Source organism: Streptomyces canus (assembly GCF_030815415.1).
Lineage (GTDB): Bacteria > Actinomycetota > Actinomycetes > Streptomycetales > Streptomycetaceae > Streptomyces > Streptomyces canus_F.
The window spans coordinates 2,802,534-2,825,366 of the sequence record NZ_JAUSWW010000001.1 but is presented as its reverse complement, the minus strand read 5'-3'; the positions used below and the strand labels follow the sequence as shown (position 1 = coordinate 2,825,366).

19 protein-coding genes are annotated in these 22,833 nt (G+C 69.1%); 11 read left to right on the top strand and 8 right to left on the bottom strand.

The annotated features are described in order from the left end of the window. Positions 1–4 precede the first annotated feature (4 nt). The 3 genes from QF037_RS12995 to QF037_RS12985 all read right to left on the bottom strand — a co-directional run bounded on the left by QF037_RS12995 (position 5) and on the right by QF037_RS12985 (position 2,624). Positions 5–1,534, bottom strand: coding sequence for a helix-turn-helix domain-containing protein (locus tag QF037_RS12995; protein ID WP_307024783.1), 1,530 nt, complete (start codon positions 1,532–1,534; stop codon positions 5–7). Positions 1,535–1,607: 73 nt separating this feature from the next. After that, a complete protein-coding gene (locus QF037_RS12990) occupies positions 1,608–1,808 on the bottom strand; it encodes a DUF4236 domain-containing protein (protein WP_307024782.1) in 201 nt (66 codons plus the stop codon). A gap of 36 nt (positions 1,809–1,844) precedes the next feature. Beyond that, positions 1,845–2,624 (bottom strand): DUF6985 domain-containing protein, encoded by a 780-nt coding sequence (locus QF037_RS12985; protein WP_307024780.1) that lies wholly within the window; start codon positions 2,622–2,624, stop codon positions 1,845–1,847. Positions 2,625–2,919: 295 nt separating this feature from the next. Here QF037_RS12985 and acnA point away from each other — a divergent pair, with 295 nt between their 5' ends. The 4 genes from acnA (at position 2,920) to QF037_RS12965 (ending at position 8,507) form a co-directional block, all read left to right on the top strand. Next, positions 2,920–5,637, top strand: a complete 2,718-nt coding sequence (gene acnA, locus QF037_RS12980; protein WP_307024777.1) for an aconitate hydratase AcnA — start codon at positions 2,920–2,922, stop codon at positions 5,635–5,637. 153 nt (positions 5,638–5,790) lie between these two features. After that, complete coding sequence (locus QF037_RS12975; protein ID WP_307024775.1) at positions 5,791–6,516, top strand: response regulator transcription factor; 726 nt, start codon at positions 5,791–5,793, stop codon at positions 6,514–6,516. Then, positions 6,513–7,988, top strand: coding sequence for a HAMP domain-containing sensor histidine kinase (locus QF037_RS12970; protein WP_307024773.1), 1,476 nt, complete (start codon positions 6,513–6,515; stop codon positions 7,986–7,988). The genes QF037_RS12975 and QF037_RS12970 overlap by 4 nt, the downstream gene beginning before the upstream one ends. A 318-nt stretch (positions 7,989–8,306) precedes the next feature. Further along, positions 8,307–8,507 (top strand): DUF397 domain-containing protein, encoded by a 201-nt coding sequence (locus QF037_RS12965; protein ID WP_307024771.1) that lies wholly within the window; start codon positions 8,307–8,309, stop codon positions 8,505–8,507. A gap of 265 nt (positions 8,508–8,772) precedes the next feature. Here the strand turns inward: QF037_RS12965 and QF037_RS12960 are convergent, their stop codons facing one another. Both QF037_RS12960 and QF037_RS12955 read right to left on the bottom strand, forming a co-directional pair. Further along, positions 8,773–9,216 (bottom strand): hypothetical protein, encoded by a 444-nt coding sequence (locus QF037_RS12960; protein WP_307024768.1) that lies wholly within the window; start codon positions 9,214–9,216, stop codon positions 8,773–8,775. Between the two features lie 45 nt (positions 9,217–9,261). Next, on the bottom strand, positions 9,262–10,119 hold the full coding sequence (locus tag QF037_RS12955) for a helix-turn-helix domain-containing protein (RefSeq protein WP_307024767.1): 858 nt from the start codon (positions 10,117–10,119) through the stop codon (positions 9,262–9,264). Between the two features lie 729 nt (positions 10,120–10,848). Between QF037_RS12955 and QF037_RS12950 the strand changes: the two genes are divergently transcribed. Next, positions 10,849–11,931 carry a lytic polysaccharide monooxygenase auxiliary activity family 9 protein gene (locus QF037_RS12950; protein ID WP_373463711.1) on the top strand — a complete coding sequence of 361 codons (1,083 nt, stop codon included), beginning with the start codon at positions 10,849–10,851 and terminating at the stop codon, positions 11,929–11,931. Positions 11,932–12,576: 645 nt separating this feature from the next. On the opposite strand, the gene QF037_RS12945 is transcribed toward QF037_RS12950, so the two are convergent. The 3 genes from QF037_RS12945 to QF037_RS12935 form a co-directional block, all read right to left on the bottom strand. Beyond that, a complete protein-coding gene (locus tag QF037_RS12945; protein WP_307024764.1) occupies positions 12,577–13,167 on the bottom strand; it encodes an HD domain-containing protein in 591 nt (196 codons plus the stop codon). A gap of 302 nt (positions 13,168–13,469) precedes the next feature. Then, positions 13,470–13,859: a hypothetical protein gene (locus QF037_RS12940; RefSeq protein ID WP_307024762.1), complete on the bottom strand. Its 390-nt coding sequence runs from the start codon at positions 13,857–13,859 to the stop codon at positions 13,470–13,472. A 28-nt stretch (positions 13,860–13,887) separates the two neighbouring features. After that, entirely contained in the window at positions 13,888–14,877 is a 990-nt protein-coding gene (locus tag QF037_RS12935; RefSeq protein WP_307024760.1) for an acetylxylan esterase, read from the bottom strand. A gap of 226 nt (positions 14,878–15,103) precedes the next feature. Between QF037_RS12935 and QF037_RS12930 the strand changes: the two genes are divergently transcribed. The 6 genes from QF037_RS12930 to QF037_RS12905 are packed head-to-tail and all read left to right on the top strand — an operon-like array spanning position 15,104 to position 22,828. Continuing rightward, positions 15,104–16,087, top strand: coding sequence for an ABC transporter permease (locus tag QF037_RS12930; protein ID WP_307024758.1), 984 nt, complete (start codon positions 15,104–15,106; stop codon positions 16,085–16,087). Then, positions 16,081–16,953 carry a carbohydrate ABC transporter permease gene (locus tag QF037_RS12925; RefSeq protein ID WP_307024756.1) on the top strand — a complete coding sequence of 291 codons (873 nt, stop codon included), beginning with the start codon at positions 16,081–16,083 and terminating at the stop codon, positions 16,951–16,953. The genes QF037_RS12930 and QF037_RS12925 overlap by 7 nt, the downstream gene beginning before the upstream one ends. A 37-nt stretch (positions 16,954–16,990) precedes the next feature. Next, on the top strand, positions 16,991–18,646 hold the full coding sequence (locus QF037_RS12920) for an ABC transporter substrate-binding protein (protein WP_307024754.1): 1,656 nt from the start codon (positions 16,991–16,993) through the stop codon (positions 18,644–18,646). After that, positions 18,643–20,154, top strand: coding sequence for a GH39 family glycosyl hydrolase (locus QF037_RS12915; protein ID WP_307024752.1), 1,512 nt, complete (start codon positions 18,643–18,645; stop codon positions 20,152–20,154). Before QF037_RS12920 ends, QF037_RS12915 begins: the two co-directional genes overlap by 4 nt. Next, a complete protein-coding gene (locus QF037_RS12910) occupies positions 20,151–20,831 on the top strand; it encodes a DUF624 domain-containing protein (RefSeq protein WP_307024750.1) in 681 nt (226 codons plus the stop codon). The genes QF037_RS12915 and QF037_RS12910 overlap by 4 nt, the downstream gene beginning before the upstream one ends. Then, positions 20,828–22,828, top strand: a complete 2,001-nt coding sequence (locus tag QF037_RS12905; RefSeq protein WP_307024748.1) for a beta-galactosidase — start codon at positions 20,828–20,830, stop codon at positions 22,826–22,828. The genes QF037_RS12910 and QF037_RS12905 overlap by 4 nt, the downstream gene beginning before the upstream one ends. Positions 22,829–22,833 lie beyond the last annotated feature (5 nt).

The window sequence follows — 22,833 nt, the reverse complement described above, 5'->3', positions numbered from 1 at the left end:
GGGCTCAGATGTCCCGGAAGATCTCGATCTGCGCCCCCACCGAGTTCAGCCGCTCGGCGAGGTCCTCGTAACCGCGGTTGATGACGTACACGTTGCGCAGCACGGACGTGCCCTCCGCGGCCATCATCGCCAGCAGCACGACCACGGCGGGCCGCAGGGCCGGCGGGCACATCATCTCGGCGGCCCGCCAGCGGGTCGGGCCCTCGACCAACACCCGGTGCGGGTCAAGGAGTTGGAGCCGGCCGCCGAGGCGGTTGAGGTCCGTGAGGTAGATCGCGCGGTTGTCGTAGACCCAGTCGTGGATCAGCGTCTTGCCCTGCGCGGAGGCCGCGATGGCCGCGAAGAACGGGACGTTGTCGATGTTCAGACCCGGGAACGGCATCGGGTGGATCTTGTCGATCGGCGCCTCCAGTTTGGAGGGGCGGACGGTGAGGTCCACCAGGCGCGTACGGCCGTTGTCCGCGACGTACTCGGGCGTACGGTCGTGGTCGAGGCCCATCTCCTCCAGGACCGCCAGCTCGATCTCCAGGAACTCGATCGGCACCCGGCGCACCGTCAGCTCCGACTCCGTCACGACCGCCGCGGCCAGCAGGCTCATCGCCTCGACCGGGTCCTCGGAGGGGGAGTAGTCCACGTCGACGTCGATGGTCGGCATGCCGTGCACGGTGAGCGTGGTGGTGCCGATGCCCTCGACCTTGACGCCGAGCGCCTCCAGGAAGAAGCAGAGGTCCTGGACCATGTAGTTGGAGGACGCGTTGCGGATGACGGTGACGCCGTCGTGGCGGGCGGCGGCCAGCAGCGCGTTCTCGGTCACGGTGTCGCCGCGCTCGGTCAGCACGATCGGGCGGTCGGGGGAGATCGAGTGGTCCACCTGCGCGTGGTACAGGCCCTCGGTCGCGGCGATGTCGAGACCGAACCGGCGCAGCGCGATCATGTGCGGCTCGATGGTCCTCGTACCGAGGTCGCAGCCACCGGCGTACGGCAGCTTGAAGCTGTCCATGCGGTGCAGCAGCGGGCCGAGGAACATGATGATCGAGCGGGTGCGGCGGGCCGCGTCCGCGTCGATGGCGCCCATGTCCAGCTCGGCCGGCGGCACGATCTCCAGGTCGACGCCGTCGTTGATCCAGCGGGTGCGCACCCCGATGGAGTTGAGCACCTCCAGAAGGCGGTAGACCTCCTCGATGCGGGCGACGCGACGCAGCACCGTGCGCCCCTTGTTGAGCAGCGAGGCGCACAGCAGTGCCACGCACGCGTTCTTGCTCGTCTTGACGTCGATGGCGCCGGAGAGCCGGCGGCCGCCGACGACCCGCAGATGCATCGGCCCCGCGTAGCCCAGGGAGACGATCTCGCTCTCCAGGGCCTCACCGATTCGAGCGATCATCTCAAGGCTGATGTTCTGGTTGCCACGCTCGATGCGGTTCACAGCGCTCTGACTGGTACCGAGAGCTTCTGCCAGCTGCGACTGTGTCCAGCCCCGGTGTTGCCGGGCGTCACGGATGAGCTTGCCGATGCGTACGAGGTAATCGTCTGCCATGGGGCGAGGCTATCTCAGATATGAGATGGCGCATTCCGATGGGGTCCGTCCGGGTGACGGATCTGATGGTGCGTCAATGCCGCCTGGCCTTGCGGGTGCGGCGCCATCCGAAAGGTCCGGGCAAATCAACCGATGTCGTACGACGTCCTGTGCTGCTGTGGGTGTGCTTCGGGCCGTGGCTGCCGCCGCCGGTGGTGATGGACCAGGAGCGCCGGTTGATGTTCAGTCGTACGCCGGGAAGGATCCGGAAACTCTTGCGGAACGTGAGGGGCATCTGTGCCTCCCGTCTGAGTCGCGGAATACCTGTCGGTTACCCCGACTTGGCGTACTGATGGCCGAACTCGACGGGCTCTTCGAAGGTGACCGACGTCACCGGTGCGGTGGTGACGACGTACCGGTGACGTGACACGAGACCTTCCTCGTCCCGCAACTCCAGCACCCCCGCCCCCGGGCACTGCCAGGTGAGCCGGGTGACGTACTCCCCGGCGGGATGGGCGAGCAGGCTCCACCCCGTCCCGTCGGCGCGCAGCTCGAACTCGGACGTCTCCATCACGCCGTACGCGAAGGGGGCGGTGTCCCAGTGGCCGAGCAGGGCTTCGTCGAGGCCGGTGCGGGGATTCGCGGCGTCTCGTTCGGCCATCCAGAGGAGGAACGCGGTGTCGGCGCCGCCGATGTCGACGACGCGGGTGCCGTGCAGAAGTACCCCCAGGTCGTGCTCCGCGTCCCACGGGCACGAGAACTCGACGCCGATGTAGGGGATGCGGTCGCGCGAGACCTGATGGACGTACACGGCGCTGACGCGCACGACGTCGTCGAGTGCGGAGGCGGCCGCCAGGTCCTGCGGCTCGAGCGTGCGGACGGCATGGGCGTGGACCGTGCGCCGGGCGGCGGTCAGCAGGGCGGGGAGATGCTCGGCCGCCCAGGTCGCCGACGCGAGCTCGACGTGGTCCAGGGGGTGGTCCTCGCGGCCCTCGGGGGCGTAATACAGGGGGACGGGCCCGGGTGTAGCAGCCCAGGTGCCCGGCGGCAGGGCGATGTGTGCCGTCCAGGCGAATGCGTCCTCGTCCCACGAGAAGTCGGGCCCGTTCACGCGGCGCCCGCGGTCGTGAGGGTCCTGCCCGCGCCGAAGGCCGGGTTCGGCCGGATAATCACTCAGTGACCCTAGCCGTGGGGGACATCACAAACGGAGGCGGGGCATGACCATCCCGCGCCCGTGTACTAGAGTTATCTCGACATCGAGATATCTGCCCAGGCGCACCGCAGCCGCCCGCATCGCCACTCCAGTGGTAAGGGTTACCTAACTTAGCCTGACCTTAGCGGATCGGCCAAGATGCCGTGGCGGCAGGATCGTGGTGAGTACGCGCACATCAATGAAGGAGACTGTCGTGTCGGCGAACAGCTTCGACGCCCGTGCCACGCTGAGCGTGGGCGACGAGTCGTACGAGATCTTCCGGCTGGACCAGGTGGAAGGCTCGGCTCGCCTTCCGTACAGCCTCAAGGTTCTGCTCGAGAACCTGCTCCGTACCGAGGACGGCGCGAACATCACCGCCGACCACATCCGCGCCCTCGGCAACTGGGACTCCCAGGCCCAGCCGTCGCAGGAGATCCAGTTCACGCCCGCCCGCGTGATCATGCAGGACTTCACCGGCGTGCCCTGTGTCGTGGACCTCGCCACCATGCGTGAGGCCGTCAAGGCGCTCGGCGGTGACCCGGCGAAGGTCAACCCGCTCTCCCCGGCCGAGATGGTCATCGACCACTCCGTCATCGCCGACAAGTTCGGCACCAACGACGCCTTCAAGCAGAACGTCGACCTGGAGTACGGCCGCAACAAGGAGCGCTACCAGTTCCTGCGCTGGGGCCAGACCGCCTTCGACGACTTCAAGGTCGTCCCCCCGGGCACCGGTATCGTCCACCAGGTCAACATCGAGCACCTGGCACGCACGGTCATGGTCCGGGGCGGCCAGGCCTACCCCGACACCCTCGTCGGCACCGACTCGCACACCACCATGGTCAACGGCCTCGGTGTGCTGGGCTGGGGCGTCGGCGGCATCGAGGCCGAGGCCGCGATGCTCGGCCAGCCGGTCTCGATGCTCATCCCGCGCGTCGTCGGCTTCAAGCTGACCGGTGAGCTCACCCCCGGCACCACCGCCACCGACCTCGTGCTGACCATCACCGAGATGCTCCGCAAGCACGGTGTCGTCGGCAAGTTCGTCGAGTTCTACGGCGAGGGCGTCGCCGCGACCTCCCTCGCGAACCGCGCCACCATCGGCAACATGTCGCCGGAGTTCGGCTCCACCGCCGCGATCTTCCCGATCGACGGCGAGACCATCAAGTACCTGAAGCTGACCGGCCGTGACGCCCAGCAGCTCGCGCTCGTCGAGGCGTACGCCAAGGAGCAGGGTCTCTGGCTGGACCCGCAGGCCGAGCCGGACTTCTCCGAGAAGCTGGAGCTCGACCTCTCGACGGTCGTCCCGTCGATCGCCGGACCGAAGCGCCCGCAGGACCGCATCGTCCTCGCGAACGCCGCCGAGCAGTTCAAGGTCGACGTCCGCAACTACGTCGACTCCGTGGACGAGGCGGGCCAGGAGTCCTTCCCGGCCTCCGACGCCCCGGCCGTGGCCCCGAACGGAGCCCCGTCCAACCCGGTCACCGTGACCGCCCCCGACGGCTCGACCTACGAGATCGACCACGGCGCGGTGACGGTCGCGGCCATCACCTCCTGCACCAACACCTCGAACCCGTACGTCATGGTCGCCGCCGCGCTCGTCGCGAAGAAGGCCGTGGAGAAGGGCCTGACCCGCAAGCCGTGGGTCAAGACCACCCTCGCCCCGGGCTCGAAGGTCGTCACCGACTACTTCGACAAGGCGGGGCTCACCCCCTACCTCGACAAGGTCGGCTTCAACCTCGTCGGCTACGGCTGCACCACCTGCATCGGCAACTCCGGCCCGCTGCCGGAGGAGGTCTCCAAGGCCGTCAACGACCACGACCTCGCGGTCACCTCGGTCCTCTCCGGCAACCGGAACTTCGAGGGCCGTATCAACCCCGACGTCAAGATGAACTACCTGGCCTCCCCGCCGCTGGTCGTCGCGTACGCCCTCGCGGGCTCCATGAAGGTGGACATCACCAAGGACGCCCTCGGTGTCGACCAGGACGGCAAGCCCGTCTACCTGACCGACATCTGGCCGACCGAGGCCGAGGTCAACGACGTCGTGGCGAACGCCATCGGCGAGGACATGTTCAACAAGTCCTACCAGGACGTCTTCGCGGGCGACGCCCAGTGGCAGGCGCTGTCGATCCCGACCGGCGACACCTTCGAGTGGGACCCGCAGTCGACCTACGTCCGCAAGCCCCCGTACTTCGACGGCATGACGATGGAGACCACCCCGGTCTCCGACATCTCGGGCGCCCGCGTCCTGGCGAAGCTCGGCGACTCGGTCACCACCGACCACATCTCGCCCGCCGGTGCCATCAAGGCCGACACCCCGGCCGGCAAGTACCTCACCGAGCACGGTGTGGAGCGTCGTGACTTCAACTCCTACGGCGCCCGCCGAGGCAACCACGAGGTCATGATCCGCGGCACGTTCGCCAACATCCGCCTGCGCAACCAGATCGCGCCGGGCACCGAGGGCGGCTACACCCGCGACTTCACCCAGGCTGACGCGCCGGTGTCGTTCATCTACGACGCCTCGCGCAACTACATCGAGCAGGGCATCCCGCTGGTCATCCTGGGCGGCAAGGAGTACGGCTCCGGCTCGTCCCGCGACTGGGCCGCCAAGGGCACCGCGCTCCTCGGCGTCAAGGCCGTCATCACCGAGTCGTACGAGCGCATCCACCGCTCGAACCTCATCGGGATGGGCGTCCTGCCGCTCCAGTACCCGGAGGGCCAGAACGCCGAGACCCTCGGCCTGACCGGCGAGGAGACCTTCTCGTTCACCGGCGTCGAGGAGCTCAACAACGGCACCACGCCGCGCACGGTGAAGGTCACCACCGACACGGGCGTCGAGTTCGACGCGGTCGTCCGCATCGACACCCCCGGTGAGGCCGACTACTACCGCAACGGCGGCATCATGCAGTACGTGCTGCGCTCGCTGATCCGCCAGTAAGCGGACCGGCAGGCCGGCCGAAGGCCGTCGAGGGCCGCACCCCCGTCACCGGGGGTGCGGCCCTTCGCCGTCCCCGCGCACGGAGCTCCAGGTCATCACCGACCCACAGGCTGAATACAGGATTCCCCCAGCCCACAGGGACAGAATCGGGACATGACTGGCAGCGCTGGGTACCGAAACGGCCGCGTCCGCGTGCTCATCGTCGACGACGAGCCCGCGCTCACCGACGTGCTCTCCGTGGCCGTCGAGGAGGCGGGCTGGCGCGCCTACCCGGCGCTGGACGGACAGAGCGCGCTGCGGACCGCGCGCGGCTGCGCCCCGCACGCCGTCGTCCTCGACGGGATGCTGCCCGACCTGGACGGCCTCCAGGTGCTGCGCCGGCTGCGCTACGAGACCCCGAAGCTGCCCGTCCTCATGCTCACCGCCCGCGACGCCCTGGAACACCGGCTCGACGGCCTGGAGGCGGGCGCCGACGACTACGTCACCAAGCCCTTCTCCCTGGAGGAGGTCGTGCTGCGACTGCGCGGACTGCTGCGCCGGGCCGGAGCCGAACACGCCCGCGCCGACGAGTCCGTACGCGTCCTCGGCGACCTCGTGCTGACCGAGGAGACCCGCGAGGTGCACCGCGCCGGGACCCCGCTCCGGCTCACCGCCAAGGAGTTCGACCTGCTCAGCCTGATGCTGGACCACCCGAGCCAGATGCTCAGCAAGGCGCAGATCCTCGACCACGTCTGGAGCACCTCCTTCGACGGCGGCGGCAACCTCGTCGAGGTCTACATCTCCAACCTCCGCCGGAAGATCGACAAGGGCCGGGCGCCGATGATCCACACCGTGCGCGGCCTCGGCTACGCCATCCGCCCGGAGGAGGACGGCAGATGACCGCCCGCCGACGCCTGCGCTCCCTGCGCACCCGCCTGCTCGTCTTCATCGGCGTCACCCTGGCCGTCGTCTGCGCGGCGATGGCGCTGACCACGGTCCTCGTCCAACGCACCTATCTGCTGGGCAACTTGGACGACCGCGTCGACAACGCCGCCCAGCGCAGCCTCGGCGGCGCCCGGCTCCGCCCCGACCAGGAGAACAGCCTCGCGTTCCTCATGGAGAGCGGCCACCCGGCCGGCATGCTCGCCGCCCGCCTCGACGACGAAGGCGGCCTCCTCACCGCCGAGGTGGTCGGCCAGGACGCCGTGCCGACGGCCCTGACCGACACCCAGCGCACCGCCCTCGACGGCATCGCGACGGACGGCTCGACGCACACCGCGACGGTGCCGGGCCTCGGGACCTACCGGATCACCGCGGCCGGCAGCGACGGGGTGCGGGTCCTCGTCGGCCTCCCCATGGACGACGTCCGGCAGATGATCAATGGCCTGGTCGCCGTCGAAGCGGCCGTGGCGGCGGCGGGCCTCGCCGTGGCGGGCTGCGTCTGCGCCGTGGTCATCCGCCGCCAGCTGCGCCCCCTGGGCCGGGTCGCCGCCACCGCGGTCGAGGTCTCCCGCGCACCCCTGGACCGCGGCGAGGTCACCGCCCTCACCCGGGTCCCGGCCGGGGACGCCGACCCGGGCAGCGAGGCGGGCCAGGTGGGCGCCGCGCTGAACCGGATGATCGACCACGTGGAGTCCTCGCTGTCGGAACGCCGGCGCACCGAGGAACGCATGCGCCGCTTCCTTTCCGACGCGAGCCATGAGTTGCGTACGCCGCTCGCCTCCATCGCGGGCTACGCGGAACTGATGAACCGCGGCACGGACCGGATCGAACCGGTACTGGCCTGGCGCCGGGTCTCCGCCGAGTCGGCCCGGATGACGGGCCTCGTCGAGGACCTGCTCCTGCTGGCCCGACTGGACGAGGGCCGCCCCCTGCAGTCGGACGAGGTCGACATGGCCGCCTTGGTCGCCGAAGCGGTCTGGGACGCGCGCGCCGCGGGCGACGACCACGACTGGCAGCTGGAACTGCGCCTCGACGCACCGGCGCTGGTCGTCGGCGACGGGGCACGGCTCCATCAGGTGGTCGCCAATCTGCTGGGCAACGCGCGGGTGCACACGCCGGCGGGGACGCGGGTGACGGCCGTCGTGGAGGCGAGGGACGACATCTGCGTCGTCCGCGTCCGCGACGACGGGCCGGGCATCGCGCCCGCTCTCCTGCCGACCGTGTTCGAACGCTTCACGCGCGCGGACGTGTCCCGGACGCGCAGTGGAGGGTCGGCGGGCGGGTCCGGGCTGGGCCTTGCGATCGTGGCGGCGATAACAGCGGCGCACGGGGGAGGGCTCGATGCGCGGAGCGAACCGGGGCGGACGGAGTTCCGTATCGAGCTGCCGCTCGCAGGCGAGTCCGTGGGCGTTCTGAGCCATGTCAACTAGCCAAGAAATGTGAGTACTTGAGCCAACAGATGCTCAAGATGGTTTGTGAGGAAGGCAGTTGGGAACGCCGACGAAGCGGCCACTTGAGGTGAGACATGGCGGTCGCAATGACGTATGGGCATATCGACAGGTTCGGGTATGGCTGTGGTGGGCCGGGAGCATTTACGCTGGGCATGTAGTAGCTGTGCGTAGTCTTGCGAGTGCCGCGCGTGGTTCTTTGCCCTGGCGTTCGGGGGTACTTGCCTGCGGCAGTGCGTAGCCGCCCACTAGCATGGACGGGCACTGCCTAGGCGCATCGGGGGAGCAGGAGGGGCTGAGGTGGTGCATAGGGGGAAACCCTTGTGGCGCAGGAGCAGTAGGTGTGGCAATGAGTCCGAGTGCGTGGAGGTCGCTGTGTGTGAGGACCGAGTGCTCGCCCGTGACTCCAAGGAACCCCTTCGCTCGTCCGTTCAGTTCACCGCTCCCGTCTGGACACGGTTCCTTCGCGCGGTGACGCAGGGGGCGTTAGAGGGTTCGTGATGTTTGTGAACAGCCATCGGCAGTAGGTAGGGGGCCTGTATGGGTGCCGAGGCATCTGCGGTGCGTCATTCGGGGAAGAAGAGGGGGAAACGGGAGGCGGTCATCGGTGGCGCCCTGGCTTTTGCGCTCGCTGCCGGCGCGCTGGCTACGCTGGCGGCTGCCCTCGCCTCCCTGCTCGTCGACAGCCTGCTCGCCAAGCGGATCCTGTGGGTGACCGTGGCAGTCGGTGTATCCGTCGGGGCGGGTGTGTGGAAGGCCAGTCACGTCATGGAGACGTCATCTGGTTCGGGTCGCCTCCCGGAGGGTTCTGGGACGCGGACGCCGCGGTAGGAGTGCCGATCGCCCGGCGGCGCTTGAACCACCGTGTCACCCAACGCGCCACCAGGCCGGTGAGTCCGGAGGCGCAGAGGAAAGTGCCCACGACTGTGCCTATTCGGGACCACGGCAGTTTCAGCTCTCCGGCCGCTTGCACGACCACGACTATCGCTCCGACCACTATCGCGAGGGCGATCAGTGCGAGCGCGCCGACTATCGTCACAAGCTTCAGCTTCACGGCGCCGCGGGCGTTCTCGATCTGGACCAGACGGTCCGTCTCGGACTGGTTCTTGATGGCCTGTGCTTTGAGCTCCTCGTCGTTCAGTCCTGCTGCTCCGCCGAGCAGGGTGGTGACCCACTGCTGTAGGCCCTGAGATATCGACCTGACGACCACGTCGGTCCTCCCCTGGCTTCACCGCCAGCCATGGGCGCCGCAGATCTAGCGGGCCCCGAGGTCTTGCTTGATGCGATCGATCAGGTCGCGAGACTCGGTGTCGCCGAGCGCCAGTTCCGTGATCGTGTGGAAGCACTCCTGGTAACGGGCCAGCAGTTCCAGGTCCTCACCGCCGGTCATGCTGCCGGCGGCATGCTCCAGGTACAGCAGATCGTCGTCGTCGGGGAAGCTCAACAGGACGAAGCTACCCAGAGTGCTGTAGTGCGCCCCGGCGTCGAACGGCAGGATGCGGAGCGTAATGCCGTCGCGTGTGCCGAAGTCGAGCAACTGATCCAACTGCCCATCCAGAACTTCCCTTCCGCCGATCTGGCGTCGCACCGCGGCCTCGTCCAGCACGAACGTGGTGACCGGCCTACCGGAGCTGTCGAACATCCGCTCCTGACGTTCCATCCTGAGGTCCACGACCCGCTCGGCCCGCTCGGGCGCGAGGCCGCGGGGGGCCAGCAGTGCCTCCGCGTACGCACGGGTCTGCAGATGGCCAGGGATGACGATGGGGTGATACGTGTTCAGGGACGTGGCGGCACTCTCGTAGCCCAGATACTGGGCGAACTGAGGAGTGACCACGTCGTGGTACTTCGACCACCAACTCGCCCCTTTGCTACCCCGGGCCGCCTGCTCGAGTTCGTGTACCTCGGCAGGGTCGGTGATGCGATAGAGCGTCACCAGCGCGCGCAGATCGCTGACGGACACGCTGACCGTACCTGTCTCCACCCGGATCAGTTTCGACTGGGACCACTCCACCTGTTCGGCTGCCTCGCGCTGAGTCAGACCGACGCGCTCGCGCGCCTGTCGCAGGGCGAGACGTAGTTTGCGCCGGTTCAGACTGGGGTCCACGGGGGTCATCGCCGCTCCTTCGCCCGTGCACGTACCCTGAACCTGATCGGCCATGCACAGAAAGTTCCTAGCTTTTAGCTCCCCTCATTATGCCTCTAGCAAAGAGGATAGAGCTAAAAGCCACGAGCGTGTTCGCGGCGGTGTCGATGGGGCGGCGTCAGCTCCATGAGGTCCCTTGAGCTGCGACCGTTCGATCGGGTCGTACGTAGGAGGGAACGCCGGAACGGGTGTTTGTGCTCCGAAGAGGCGTACTCCGGTTCCGAGGTATCGAAGCAAGGGAGCTCGAAGGGCGCACGAAATCCCCTTCAGGTGCGCCGAGGAGCGCTCGGCGCACGATAACGGCGCTCGAGGTGTACGACGTGAAGTCGGGAAATCCAGGCGCTACCGGTGAGGTCGTCGACACGTGGAGCGACTGCTGTTCAAGAGACCGCGCGCCTGCTCCGGGTGAGGTGGTCGAAGCCGTCACGCGGTTGCGCTCCGGTCCCTGCCCTTCGGGTCCGCCTCCGATTCCGCTTCCGGAGTCGAGCGGCGGCTCCACACCAGGCCCTCGACGACCGTCGCTTCTGCGGCACCCGTTTACAGCCGCCCCCGTTCGCGCTAACTTCCGCAGCAGGCGGGGTGGGAGCGCTCCCACATGGCGGACCGGAACCTGCCCCAGGGAAGCCCCCCACCCCGCTCATCCGCACACACGCATCCGCACGGCCCGTACCTCAAGGAACGGACTGGACTGTCATGATCATGACAAGATCAGCGGCGTCCCCAGGTCGCCGATTAACCCTCCCCACCCGCGCCAGAGCCCTCTTCCTCGTCCTGGTCTCCCTGCTCGCCACGATCCCGGCCATCACGCTGGTGATGTCGACCGGCGGTTCGGCGGAGGCCCACGGCACCCCGATGAAGCCCGCCAGCCGCACCTTCCTGTGCTGGCAGGACGGACTGACCGACACCGGCGAGATCAAACCGGTCAACCCGGCCTGCAAGAACGCACAGGCGGTCAGCGGCACCACGCCGTTCTACAACTGGTTCTCCGTACTGCGCTCGGACGGTGCCGGACGCACCCGCGGCTTCGTGCCGGACGGTGAACTGTGCAGCGGCGGCAACACCAACTTCACCGGCTTCAACGCCGCCCGCAGCGATTGGCCGTTGACCCATCTCACCTCGGGCGCGACCGTCGACTTCTCCTACAACGCCTGGGCCGCGCACCCGGGTTGGTTCTACGTCTACGTCACCAAGGACGGCTTCGACGCGACCCAGACCCTCACCTGGGACGACATGGAGGACCGGCCCTTCCTCTCCGTCGACCACCCGCCGCTCAACGGCAGCCCGGGCACGGTCGAGGCCAACTACTCATGGTCCGGGCAGCTTCCGGCGAACAAGTCGGGCCGCCACATCATCTACATGGTCTGGCAGCGCTCGGACAGCGCGGAGACCTTCTACTCCTGCTCCGACGTCGTCTTCGACGGCGGCAACGGCGAGGTCACCGGCATCCACGAGCCGGGCAACCCGAGCGAGCCGGTGCCGGGCACCTGCACCGCGACCCGTAAGACCACCGGCAGTTGGAGCGGCGGCTACCAGTCCGAGGTGACCGTCACCAACTCCGGAGACGTCCCGATGCTGGGCTGGATGGTCGACTGGACGCTGCCGGGCGGCCAGAAGGTGAACAGCCTCTGGAACGGCAACGCGACGTACACCGGCCAGGCCGTGATGGTTCACAACGCCAACTGGAACGGATCTCTCGCTCCAGGCGCGAGCACCACGTTCGGCTACGTCGTCGAAGGCGGCGGCGCCGACACGGCAACGACCCTCCCCTGTCGGGTGGGTTGAGCCGAAGCGGACCCGGCGGGCGTGAGCCGCTGCCCGCCGGGCCCGCGCACCGGCCCATTCCCTGGGGGGAATTGTCGGTCTCCGCGGCACACCGCAGGATCTGGTCGAAGCGACCCGCGCGACCTGCGCGACTGCCGGCAAGGAGATGGTGCCCGCCCGCAGCGCCAGGTCGAGCTGGCTCAGATGACGGCGGGTACGGCGTTCACGAAGCGCACTGGGGAAGTCCACCGGCCTGTTGTAACGGGGCGAGCGGGTCGCGGGCCATTCCTCGCCGGGAATCGCGGGGCATCGCGGGGCGCGGGGAATCCCGGGAGTGACGGCCGGCATGGCGACCTGCGACACGCTCGGCGCGACGTACGCCCGTACCCGGCGGCCCGATCCGCGGATCGCCACGCAGATCCACGCCGCCCTCGTACGTCACGGATGTGGTCAACCGGCGCCGCCCCCACGCCTGCCTCGACGCCCGGGTGCGCGCGGGCGTCTCCCTGCTGTCCCAGCCCGGCGAGGACGCCATCGCGCCCGGCCTGGCCCGCCTCGCGGACGACCTGGCCACCGGCCGTCGGCGCACCCGCCATGCCGAACTGCCGACGCGCGACCCCTTCGACGTGGGCTACCGCCTGCCGGTGGCCGACCGGCGGCCCCGGCTCACACCGGATACGTCCCCTGGAACCCCAACCGCGCGTCCGCCCCCTCACCCACGGACGCCAGCAGGTCGTCGAGGTCCAGGAACTCCTCCCACACGGTCCGCCCGCTCGCCGCGGCCAGCTCCCTGACGACCAGGTCCTCCAGCTCCGGCACCCGCTTGTTCTTCCAGATCTTGTCGGCGAGGCTCACCAGCAGATCCTCGATGCCAAGGTCCGGCAGGGTCCAGGTGGCGTGGGTGGCGGCGAAGCGGGCCAGGTGGGGGGCGGTGCCGTGGGAGAGGAGCAGCTCGCGGCCCGCGTCCTCGTGGGCCGAGCCCGGGCCGGAGAGTTCGGCGGTGTGGGCCGTCTTGCCGATGTCGTGCGTGGCCGCGCCGAACAGCACGGCGTCGCGGTCGAGCGGCAGCCCCGGGTGCCGTCGCGACACCCACTCGACGAGTTCGTACGCCACGTCGTGCACCGCCCGCAGATGGGCGGCCAGGCGAGGCGGCGCGACGAGTTCCCGCAGCAGTTCCGCCGCCCGGTCCGGCAGCGGGCGCAGCGGCGGGTCGCCAGGGTCCTGGAGGGCGCGGAGGAGGAGATCGGTGCGAGTCACGCGGACAGGTTAGGCGCGGAGGCCTGCTTCCGGTGCCCGATTCACAGGCGCCAGGTGGCCTGTGCGGACCCGGTGGGCATCCCCACCGGGTCCGCGGGCCGGGCAGGCGAACGGGGGGAGTCCCCTGCCCGGGCGTCGGTTGGTCTGTGGCGGCGCCGTGGAGCCGCGATGCCGCGTCCGTGCGGTGTCAGACAACGTTGTCTAGTGGTCTAAACCTCACTCTACCGTGTCAACGGAAGGCCAAGTCAAGCGAGTTGGAGTTGCCCCGACCGGGCGGCCCTGGACAAGTACCTGAAGCATCACTACATGCCCTCCGTCTCCCACGCCTGGGGCGGGGCGGCCGAGACGCTGAGCCGTCCCCGGTCCGCAGGCGGGTCGTGGCGCTGGATGTCGAGGACCCGGAGCAGGGTCTCGGGCACGCCGACGAGGCAGGTGTCCCCGGCCGACAGTTCCCAGGGCTTCGGGTCCGTGTGGAAGACGCCCTGCCACCACTCGAGGGAGTCCGGGTCGGTGGGCATGGCGACCTGGCCGTCCCGCCGGTACCGGGAGTCCGGGTCGATCTCGGCCCACGGCCAGACGACGAAGGCGTGCCGCCCCGCGACCCTGGCCACCTTCGCGGGGGTCCACGGGCAGGTCACGCGCAGAATGTCGCCCGCCCGGTGCTCGGGGCCTTCGGTCACTGTCTTCTCCACCCGCGCGTCGTAGGGCGTCAGCCCTCCGTCAGCCCTCCCACGTCCGGTGCAGCCAGTCCAGTTGCCGGCGCACCTGCACCGCGTCCCCGCCCTCGTGTCCGTTGTACGGATAGGCGTGGATCTCGGTGCGCGGCTCGGCGCCGGACAACTCGGCGTAGCGGTTGAAGGCGGCGTACGCCCCGCTCGGCGGGCAGACCGTGTCGCGCAGGCCCACCCCGAAGTGGGCCGGGGCGTGGGCGCGGCGGGCGAAGGAGATGCCCTCCATGTAGGCGAGCGTGCGGTGGGCGGCCTGCTCGGAGCCGCGGTGGACGGAGAGGTACGCGGTGATCTCGCCGTAGGGACTCGCGTCGGTGAGATCCAGGGCGCGGTGGATGCCGCACAGGAAGGGCGCGGTCACCAGCGCGGCCGCCAGGTCCGGGACGAGCCCCGCGACGGCCAGCGCGAGGCCGCCGCCCTGGCTGTTGCCGGCGGCCGCGACGCGTCCGGCGTCCACCCCGGGCAGCTCACGGACCGCCGTGACCGCGCGTACCGCGTCGGTGATGAGGCGCCGGTAGTGGTAGTCGTGCGGGGCGAGCAGACCGCGTACCGCCGGGCCCGGGCCGCCGGGCGTCTTCGCGTGCGGGTCGGGGGTGTGGCCGCCGTTGCCGTACTGGTCGCCCTGGCCGCGGTTGTCCATCAGTAGATGGGCGTATCCGGCGGTCACCCAGGTCAGGCGCTCGTGGGGGAGACCGCGGCCGCGGCCGTAACCGGCGAACTCGACCACTGCGGGCAGGGGTTCGGACGCGCCCGCCGGTCTGCTGAACCACGCGCGCACCGGGTCGCCCGCGAAGCCCCGGAAAGTCACGTCCCAGGTCTGCGTCAGACGCAGACCGGTCTCCACCGGCCGGGCCGACACCAACACCTCGGGCTGCGCCGCCTCCTTGAGGGTCTCGTGCCAGAACTCGTCGAAGTCGGCGGGCTCTGCGGGCAGCGGGCGGTGGTGCACCAGTTCCGTCAGCGGCAGGTCGAACGCGGGCACGGACACCTCGCAGGAGTCGGACGACAGAGGGAAACTTGCGGAGATCAATGTGCCGGTTTTCCGTGTTCTACCCCGCACGGAAGAGACTTCAACTCCGCACGCCTGCCTCAAAAGCCCGCTGCTGCACCCATTGACAGCGCTTTCCGAGTGCCTTTAGGTTGCCGCGAAGTTACCGGTAAGAGCTCGAAAGTTTCGGTTCAACTCCCCCCTCCTGTGAGGACCGAGCATGAGCACCTCCACCAAGTCGGCCTCTCCGCCCGGCATCCAGGGCCCACCGAAGCCCGACCCGCCGCCTGTGCCCTCCGCCCGCGTCCCCTGGAGACGGGCACTGCGCCGCGACTGGCAGCTGTACTCGCTGGCGCTGCTGCCGCTGCTGTTCTTCCTGGTCTTCCGCTATCTGCCGATGCTCGGCAACGTGATCGCGTTCCGCCGCTTCCAGCCCGGCGGCTCGATCTTCGGCGAGCAGTGGGTGGGCCTGCGCTATGTCGAGATGTTCCTCAGCGACCCCACCTTCTGGCAGGTGTTCCGCAACACCCTGTGGATCGGCGGGCTCACCCTCGTCTTCTGCTTCCCGATCCCGATCGTGCTGGCCCTGCTGCTGAACGAGGTGCGCCGCCGTTCCCTGAAGCGGTTCGTGCAGTCGGTGTCGTATCTCCCGCACTTCCTGTCGATGGTGATCGTCGCCGGCATCACCATGCAGATGCTCGCCACGGACGGCGCGGTCAACCACGTCCTGGGCTGGTTCGGCCACGATCCGATCCGGTTCATCCAGGAGCCCGGGTGGTTCCGCACGATCTACGTCGGCTCCGAGATCTGGCAGACCGCCGGCTGGGGCACGATCCTCTACCTGGCCGCGCTCACCACCATCGACGAGGACCTGTACGAGGCCGCGCGCATCGACGGCGCCAACCGCTGGCGGCAGATCTGGCACGTCACCCTGCCCGGTATCCGCCCCACCATGATCACGCTGCTGATCCTCAACATCGGCACGTTCCTCGCGGTCGGCTTCGAGAAGGTCCTGCTGCTCTACAACGCGCTGACCTATCCGACCGCCGATGTGATCTCCACCTACGTCTACCGGACCGGTGTGGAGTCCAGCAGCTTCAGCTACGCCGCCGCCATCGGCCTGTTCGAGGCGATCACCGGCCTGGTGCTGATCGTCTCCGCGAACCAGCTGTCGCGCCGCACGGTGGGGACCAGCCTGTGGTGAGGCCGAGCCGTTCCTACCGGGTCTTCCAGGGCGTCAACGGGGTGGTCCTCAGCCTCGTGGTGCTGGTGACCCTGTATCCCTTCGTCAACATCGTCGCCCGCTCCTTCAGCGGGGAGCGCCAGATCCGGGCCGGTGAAGTCACCCTGTGGCCCAGGGGGTTCAACCTCACCACGTACAAGATCGTGTTCCAGGACTCGATGTTCTGGCGCAACTACGGCAACACCGTGTTCTACACGGTCGTGGCGACCGCCGTGGCCATGGTCCTGACGACCTGTTACGCGTACGTCCTGTCGAAGAAGCAGCTCAAGGGGCGTACCGCGCTCGTCGGTGTCGCGGTGTTCACCATGTTCTTCACCGGCGGCCTGATCCCGCAGTACGTCCTGATCACCGGCCTCGGCCTGAAGAACAGCGTGTGGGCGATCGCGCTGCCCAACGCGATCAGTGTCTTCAACCTCCTGGTGATGAAGGCCTTCTTCGAGAGCCTGCCGGCCGAACTGGAGGAGGCCGCGCAGATCGACGGCCTGAGCACCTACGGCATCCTGTTCAGGATCGTGCTGCCGCTGTCCAAGGCGGTCGTCGCGACGATGGTGCTCTTCTACTCGGTGTCCTTCTGGAACTCCTGGTTCAGCGCGTTCCTCTACATGGACAGCTCCGATCTGATGCCGGTCACCGTCTATCTGCGCAACCTCATCCAGGGCGCCACCGGAGGCTCCAACGCCGGAGCCGGCACGGAACAGCTCAGCCAGGTCGGGGCGAACATCCAGGCGGTCACCATCGTGCTCACCGCGCTGCCGATCCTCTGCGTGTACCCGTTCGTCCAGCGCTACTTCGTCTCGGGCGTGATGCTCGGCGCGGTCAAGGGCTGACGCTCACTCAATTCACCTACGGAACAAGGGAGTATCCGTGAGGAACGAAGGGCAGCTGTCGCGGCGTCAGATCCTGGCGGCCGCGGGCTTCATCGGACTCGCCGGCCTCACCGGCTGCGGCAGCGGCGACGACGGCGGGGACAGCAAGGACCTCTCCAAGAAGCAGAACGGCGCCATGAAGGAGTACCGCGCCGGCCAGCAGTTCAAGGCCGCGAAGCCGCTGTCCTTCTCGATGCTGCACAACAACAACCCGGTCTACCCGACGAAGAGCGGCTGGCTGTTCTGGAAGGAGGTCACCAGGCGCACCGGGATCACCATCAAGCCCCTCGACGTCCCGCTGGCGGACTACGAGAAGAAGCGCAGCGTCCTCATCGGCGCGGGCGACGCGCCCTTCCTGATCCCGAAGACGTACCACCCGGGCGAGGTCGCCTTCGTGTCCTCCGGCGCGATCCTCCCGGTCAGCGAGTACGTGCACCTGATGCCCAACTACCAGGACAAGGTGAAGAGATGGCGGCTGGAGCCCGAACTGGACTCCATACGCCAGTCCGACGGCAAGTACTACCTGCTGCCCGGCCTGCACGAGAAGGTCAGGTCCGGCTACTCGCTGTCCTTCCGCACCGACATCCTCGACCAGCACGGCCTGACCCTGCCCACCAGCTGGGACGAGGTGTACGACGTCCTGAAGGCGCTCAAGGCGGAGTACCCCGACAAGTACCCCTGGACCGACCGTTGGAGCACTAACACCCCCTTCCCCTGCGGTGCGTTGTTCGGCTATCTCGGCCAGGCGTACGGGGTCAAGGCGGGCTGGAACTACGACAACATCTCCTTCGACAGCCAGGCGAAGAAGTTCGTCTTCACCGGGGCGAGGGACGCCTACCGTCAGATGGTCGAGTACCTGAGAAAGATCGTCGCCGACAAGCTCCTCGACCCGGAGAGCTTCACCCAGCAGGACGACCAGGCCCTGCAGAAGCTGCTCGGTGAGAAGTCCTATGCGATCAGCACCAACCCGCAGGTGCTGGTGCAGGACTACCGCTACAACCTGGAGAAGCAGGTCAAGGGCGCGAAGATCGAGATGATCCCGGTGCCGCTCGGCCCGGCGGGCCCGGTGGTGCTCGGCGGGGCCCGCCTGGAGAACGGCGTCATGGTCTCCAGCAAGGCCCTCAAGAGTGACAGCTTCGTCGCGATGATGCAGTTCGTGGACTGGCTCTGGTACTCCGACGAGGGCCAGAAGTTCTGCAAGTGGGGCGTGGAGGGCACCACTTACACGGAGTCCGGCGGCCAGTACAAGCTGGAGCCCGGCATCACCCTCATGGGCTCCGACCCGGACGCCCCGAAGGACCTTCAGAAGGACTTCGGCTTCTTCAACGGCGTCTTCACCTACGGCGGCAGCTGGGCCCTGGTCTCCTCCAACTTCAGCCCGGACGAGAAGAAGTTCCAGGACGCCATGTCCGAGCGCACCGAGCTCCCCATCGACCCCGCCCACCCCCTGCAGTCCGTGGAGCAGGAACAGGCGACGCTGTGGGACACCCCGCTCAAGGACACCGTCATCCAGAACACCCTCCAGTTCGTCCTCGGCAAGCGCCCGATGTCCGAATGGGACGACTATGTCAGCGAGTTGAAGTCGAAGAACATGCAGCAGCTCGTCGACCTCCACAACAAGGCGTACGAACGGTTCAAGAAGGAGAACGGGTGATCCGCGTCCCGATCGAGGGCACCGGCCGGTTCCCCGACGCCTGGCGCCACTGCGTCGGCACCGGCCGCGTCGAACTCGCCCTGCGCCGGGACTACCAGGACTCGCTGAAGCTCCTCCAGGACGAGATCGGCTTCCGGTACATCCGGGGGCACGGGCTGCTGAGCGACGGCATGGGCGTCCATCGGCCCTACGAGTGGGAGGGCGCCCGGCGCGTCCACCACTCGTTCACCTACGTCGACCAGGTCGTCGACGCCTACCTGGCGCTCGGCATCCGCCCCTTCCTCGAACTCGGCTTCATGCCCGCGGGGCTGGCGTCGGGGGAGCGGACGGTGTTCTGGTGGCGGGGCAATGTCACCCCGCCCCGCTCGCACCAGGAGTGGGCGGCGCTCGTGAAAGCGACCCTCACCCACCTCGTCGACCGCTACGGCCTCCACGAGGTCCGCACCTGGCCGATAGAGGTGTGGAACGAGCCCAACCTCCCCGACTTCTGGGAGGGCGCCGACGAGAAGGCGTACCACCGGCTGTACGAGGTGACCGCCCGGGCGGTGAAGGAGGTGGACGCCTCCCTCCAGGTCGGGGGACCGGCCCTCTCACCCGGTGCCGACGACTGGCTGGACCGCTTCGCCGAGTTCGCCGAGCGGCACGACGTCCCCGTCGACTTCGTGTCGAAGCACGCCTACACCTCCGGGCCTGCCCGGCACGTGCCGTTCGGCACGCACCAGACGCTGGGTCCCGCGCAGGGCCTGCTCGACCAGTTCGCCACGCCCCGCGAGCGGCTGAAGGGCACCCGGCTGGCCGAACTGCCCGTCCACATCACGGAGTTCAACTCCTCCTACCGTCCCGACAACCCGGCCCACGACACCGCCTTCCATGCCGCGTACCTGGCTCCCGTGCTGGCGGCGGGCGGCGACCACGTGGACTCCTTCTCGTACTGGACGTTCAGTGACATGTTCGAGGAGGCCGGCCCGCCGACCGCGCTCTTCCACGGAGGCTTCGGCCTGCTCACCCACCGACAGGTGAAGAAGCCGGCCTACCACCTGTACGCGTTCATGGCCCGGATGGGCGACGAGCTCCTGCGACGCGGCAGCGATCACCTGGTCACCCGGCACCCGGACGGCCGGGTCACGGTCCTCGCGTGGGCGCCGGTCGACGCGAGCGGCGAGACCCCGGGGCCGTCACAGCACCGGCTGCGCCTGTCCGTACCGGTGGAGGGGGCCGGGGAGGCGTTCGTGCGCCGGTCCGCCGTGGACGAGGAGCACGGCAACGCGCGTACGGCCTGGCAGCGGATGGGCAGCCCCCGCTCACCCCGGCCGGACCAGCTCGACGTCCTCCATGAGGCGGCCGAACCCGCCCGGCGGCATCTGCGGCTGCCGGTGGAGGACGGCCGGGTGGGCCTGGATCTGACGCTGAGCCGCCACGAGGTGACGCTCGTCGAGGTCAGCGCGGTCGTGGACGAGGCACCGTCCTGGACCGACGAGCGGAGACTGCTCGGAAGGGAGACGCGATGAGCACCCCGTCCACCGCCTTCGGGATCGGCCCCCTCTCCCGGGCCGCCGCCCTCATCCACACCCTCGTCACCGTCGAGGCCCTCCTCCTGGTCGCGGCCGCCCCCGGCCTGGCCGGCCTCTTCCTGCTCGGCCCCGCCCCCTCCAACATCCCCCTCGCCGCCCTGTGCCTCCTCCCGCTCGGGCCGGCCTGCGCCGCCGCCCTCTACGCCCTGCACCACCGCGACCGCGACCTCACCGACCTCCACCCGGCCCGCACCTACTGGCGCGGCTGGCGGCTCAACGCGCTCCCCGCCCTGAAACTGTGGACGCCCCTGCTCACCTGGCTCACGGTCACCGCCTTCACGCTCACCCACTTCTCCGCGACCGGCCTGCCCGGCTGGTGGGCGGTGCTGCTCGCGGCGATCGGTCTCGGCTCCCTCCTCTGGGGAGCCCACGCGCTCGTCCTGACCTCCCTCTTCAGCTTCCGCGCCCGCGACACCGCGCGCCTCGCCGGCTACTTCCTCTTCCGGCACGGCCGCGCCACCCTCGCCACCGCCTCACTGCTCGTCCTGACCGCCGCGGGAACCTCCCTGCTCACCGAGGCCCTGCCCGCCCTGCTGGCCGCCCCGCTGCTGCTGTCCCTGCTGCACGGCGACCGCCCGGTGATCGCCGAGACCCAGGAGGACTTCACCGTATGAGTCGCAAGATCCGGTACGGCGGCGACTACAACCCCGAGCAATGGCCGCAGTCCACCTGGGACGAGGACCACCGGCTCTTCACCCGGGCCGGCATCGACACCCTCACCGTCGGCGTCTTCTCCTGGTCCCTGACCCAACCCGCCGAGGACACCTACGACTTCGCCGTCCTGGACCGGATCCTGGACCGCGCCGCCGCCGAGGGCCGCCAGGTCTGCCTCGCCACCGGCACCGCCGCCCTCCCGCCCTGGCTCGCCAAGAAGTACCCCGAGGTCAACCGCACCGACTTCGAGGGCCGCCGCCACCGCTACGGCCAGCGCCACAACTTCTGCCCCAGCTCACCGGCGTACCGCCGCCTCTCCACGGCCATGGCCGCCCGGTTGGCCGAACGGTACGCCGAGCACCCGGCGCTGCTCGCCTGGCACATCAACAACGAGTACGGCGGCGTCTGTTACTGCGAGCACTGCGCCGAGGCGTTCCGCGAGTGGCTCCGGACCGAGTACGTCACCCTCGACGCCCTCAACGACGCCTGGTGGACCACCTTCTGGTCGCACCGCTACACCGATTGGGACGAGATCGAACCCCCCAGCGCCCTCACCGAGCACTGGCGCGGCCCCGACCACACCGCCTTCCAGGGCATCACCCTCGCCTACTTCCGCTTCACCACCGACGCCCTCCTCGGCTGCTTCCTCGCCGAGAAGGAGGTGATCCGCGCCCATGACCGCCAGACCCCCGTCACCACCAACTTCATGGGCATGTTTCGTCCCCTCGACTACCACCGCTGGGCACCGCACCTCGACTTCGCCTCCTGGGACAGCTACCCGCCCCTCGACGCCCCGCCGACCTGGCCCGCCCTGGCCCATGACCTGATGCGCGGCCTGAAGGGCGGCGCCCCGTTCTGGCTGATGGAGCAGACGCCGTCCACGACCGCGTGCCGGGACGTCAACCCCCTGCGTCGGCCAGGTGAGCTGAGGCTGGCCACCTTCCAGGCCGTCGCCCATGGCGCCGACGCGGCCCTCTACTTCCAGCTGCGCGCATCCCGTGGCGCCTGCGAGAAGTACCATGGCGCGGTCATCGGCCACGCGGGCCGCGACGACACCCGGGTCTTCGGCGAAGTGGCCGAGCTCGGCAGAGAACTGGAGGCGCTGGGCGACTCCACGCTCGGTGCCCGCACCCCCGCTCGCACCGCGCTGGTCTTCGACTGGGACAGCTGGTGGGCCCTGGAGATCTCCGACGGCCCCTCCCGGCTCGTCAAGTACCAGGAAGTGGTCCACGCCTACTACCGCGCCGCCCGCGAGGCAGGTGCCGATGTGGACGTGGTCCCGCAGAGCGCCGACCTGACCTCGTACGACGTGGTCCTCGCCCCCGTCCTGCACCTGGTCAAGGGCGACCTCGCCGAGCGCCTGGAAGCGGTCGCCGCACGCGGCGGCACGGTCCTGACAACCTTCCTCTCGGGCCGCGGTGACGAGCACGACCGGGCGTTCCTCACCGACGTACCAGGACCGCTCGCGCCTCTGATGGGCATACGGATCGACGAATGGGACGCCCGGCCACCGGAGTTCACCCAGCCCATACCCGAGCTGGGTTCGGAAGCCCGCCTCGTCTTCGAGATCGTCCAGCCGCGCGGCGCCGAGCCGGTCGCCACCTACGGCACCGACTTCTACGCGGGCACCCCGGCCGTCACCCGCAACGCGTTCGGCCAGGGCGAGGCCTGGTACGTCGCCACCGCCCTCGACCAGCCCGGCGTCGACGAGGTGGTCCGCCGCGTCCTCGCCCGCCACGACCTGCTCGGCCCCTACGCCGACCACCCGACCGTCGAGACCGCGACCCGGATCGCGCCGGACGGCACCCGCCTCCTCTTCCTCCTCAACCACACCCCCGAACCGGCCCGTCTCACCGCCCACACCACCGCCACCGACCTGCTCACCGGCACGCGGACCGAGAAGGGCGAGCCCCTGACCCTCGACCCGCTGGGCACGGCGATCCTGCGCATCGGGTAACGCGG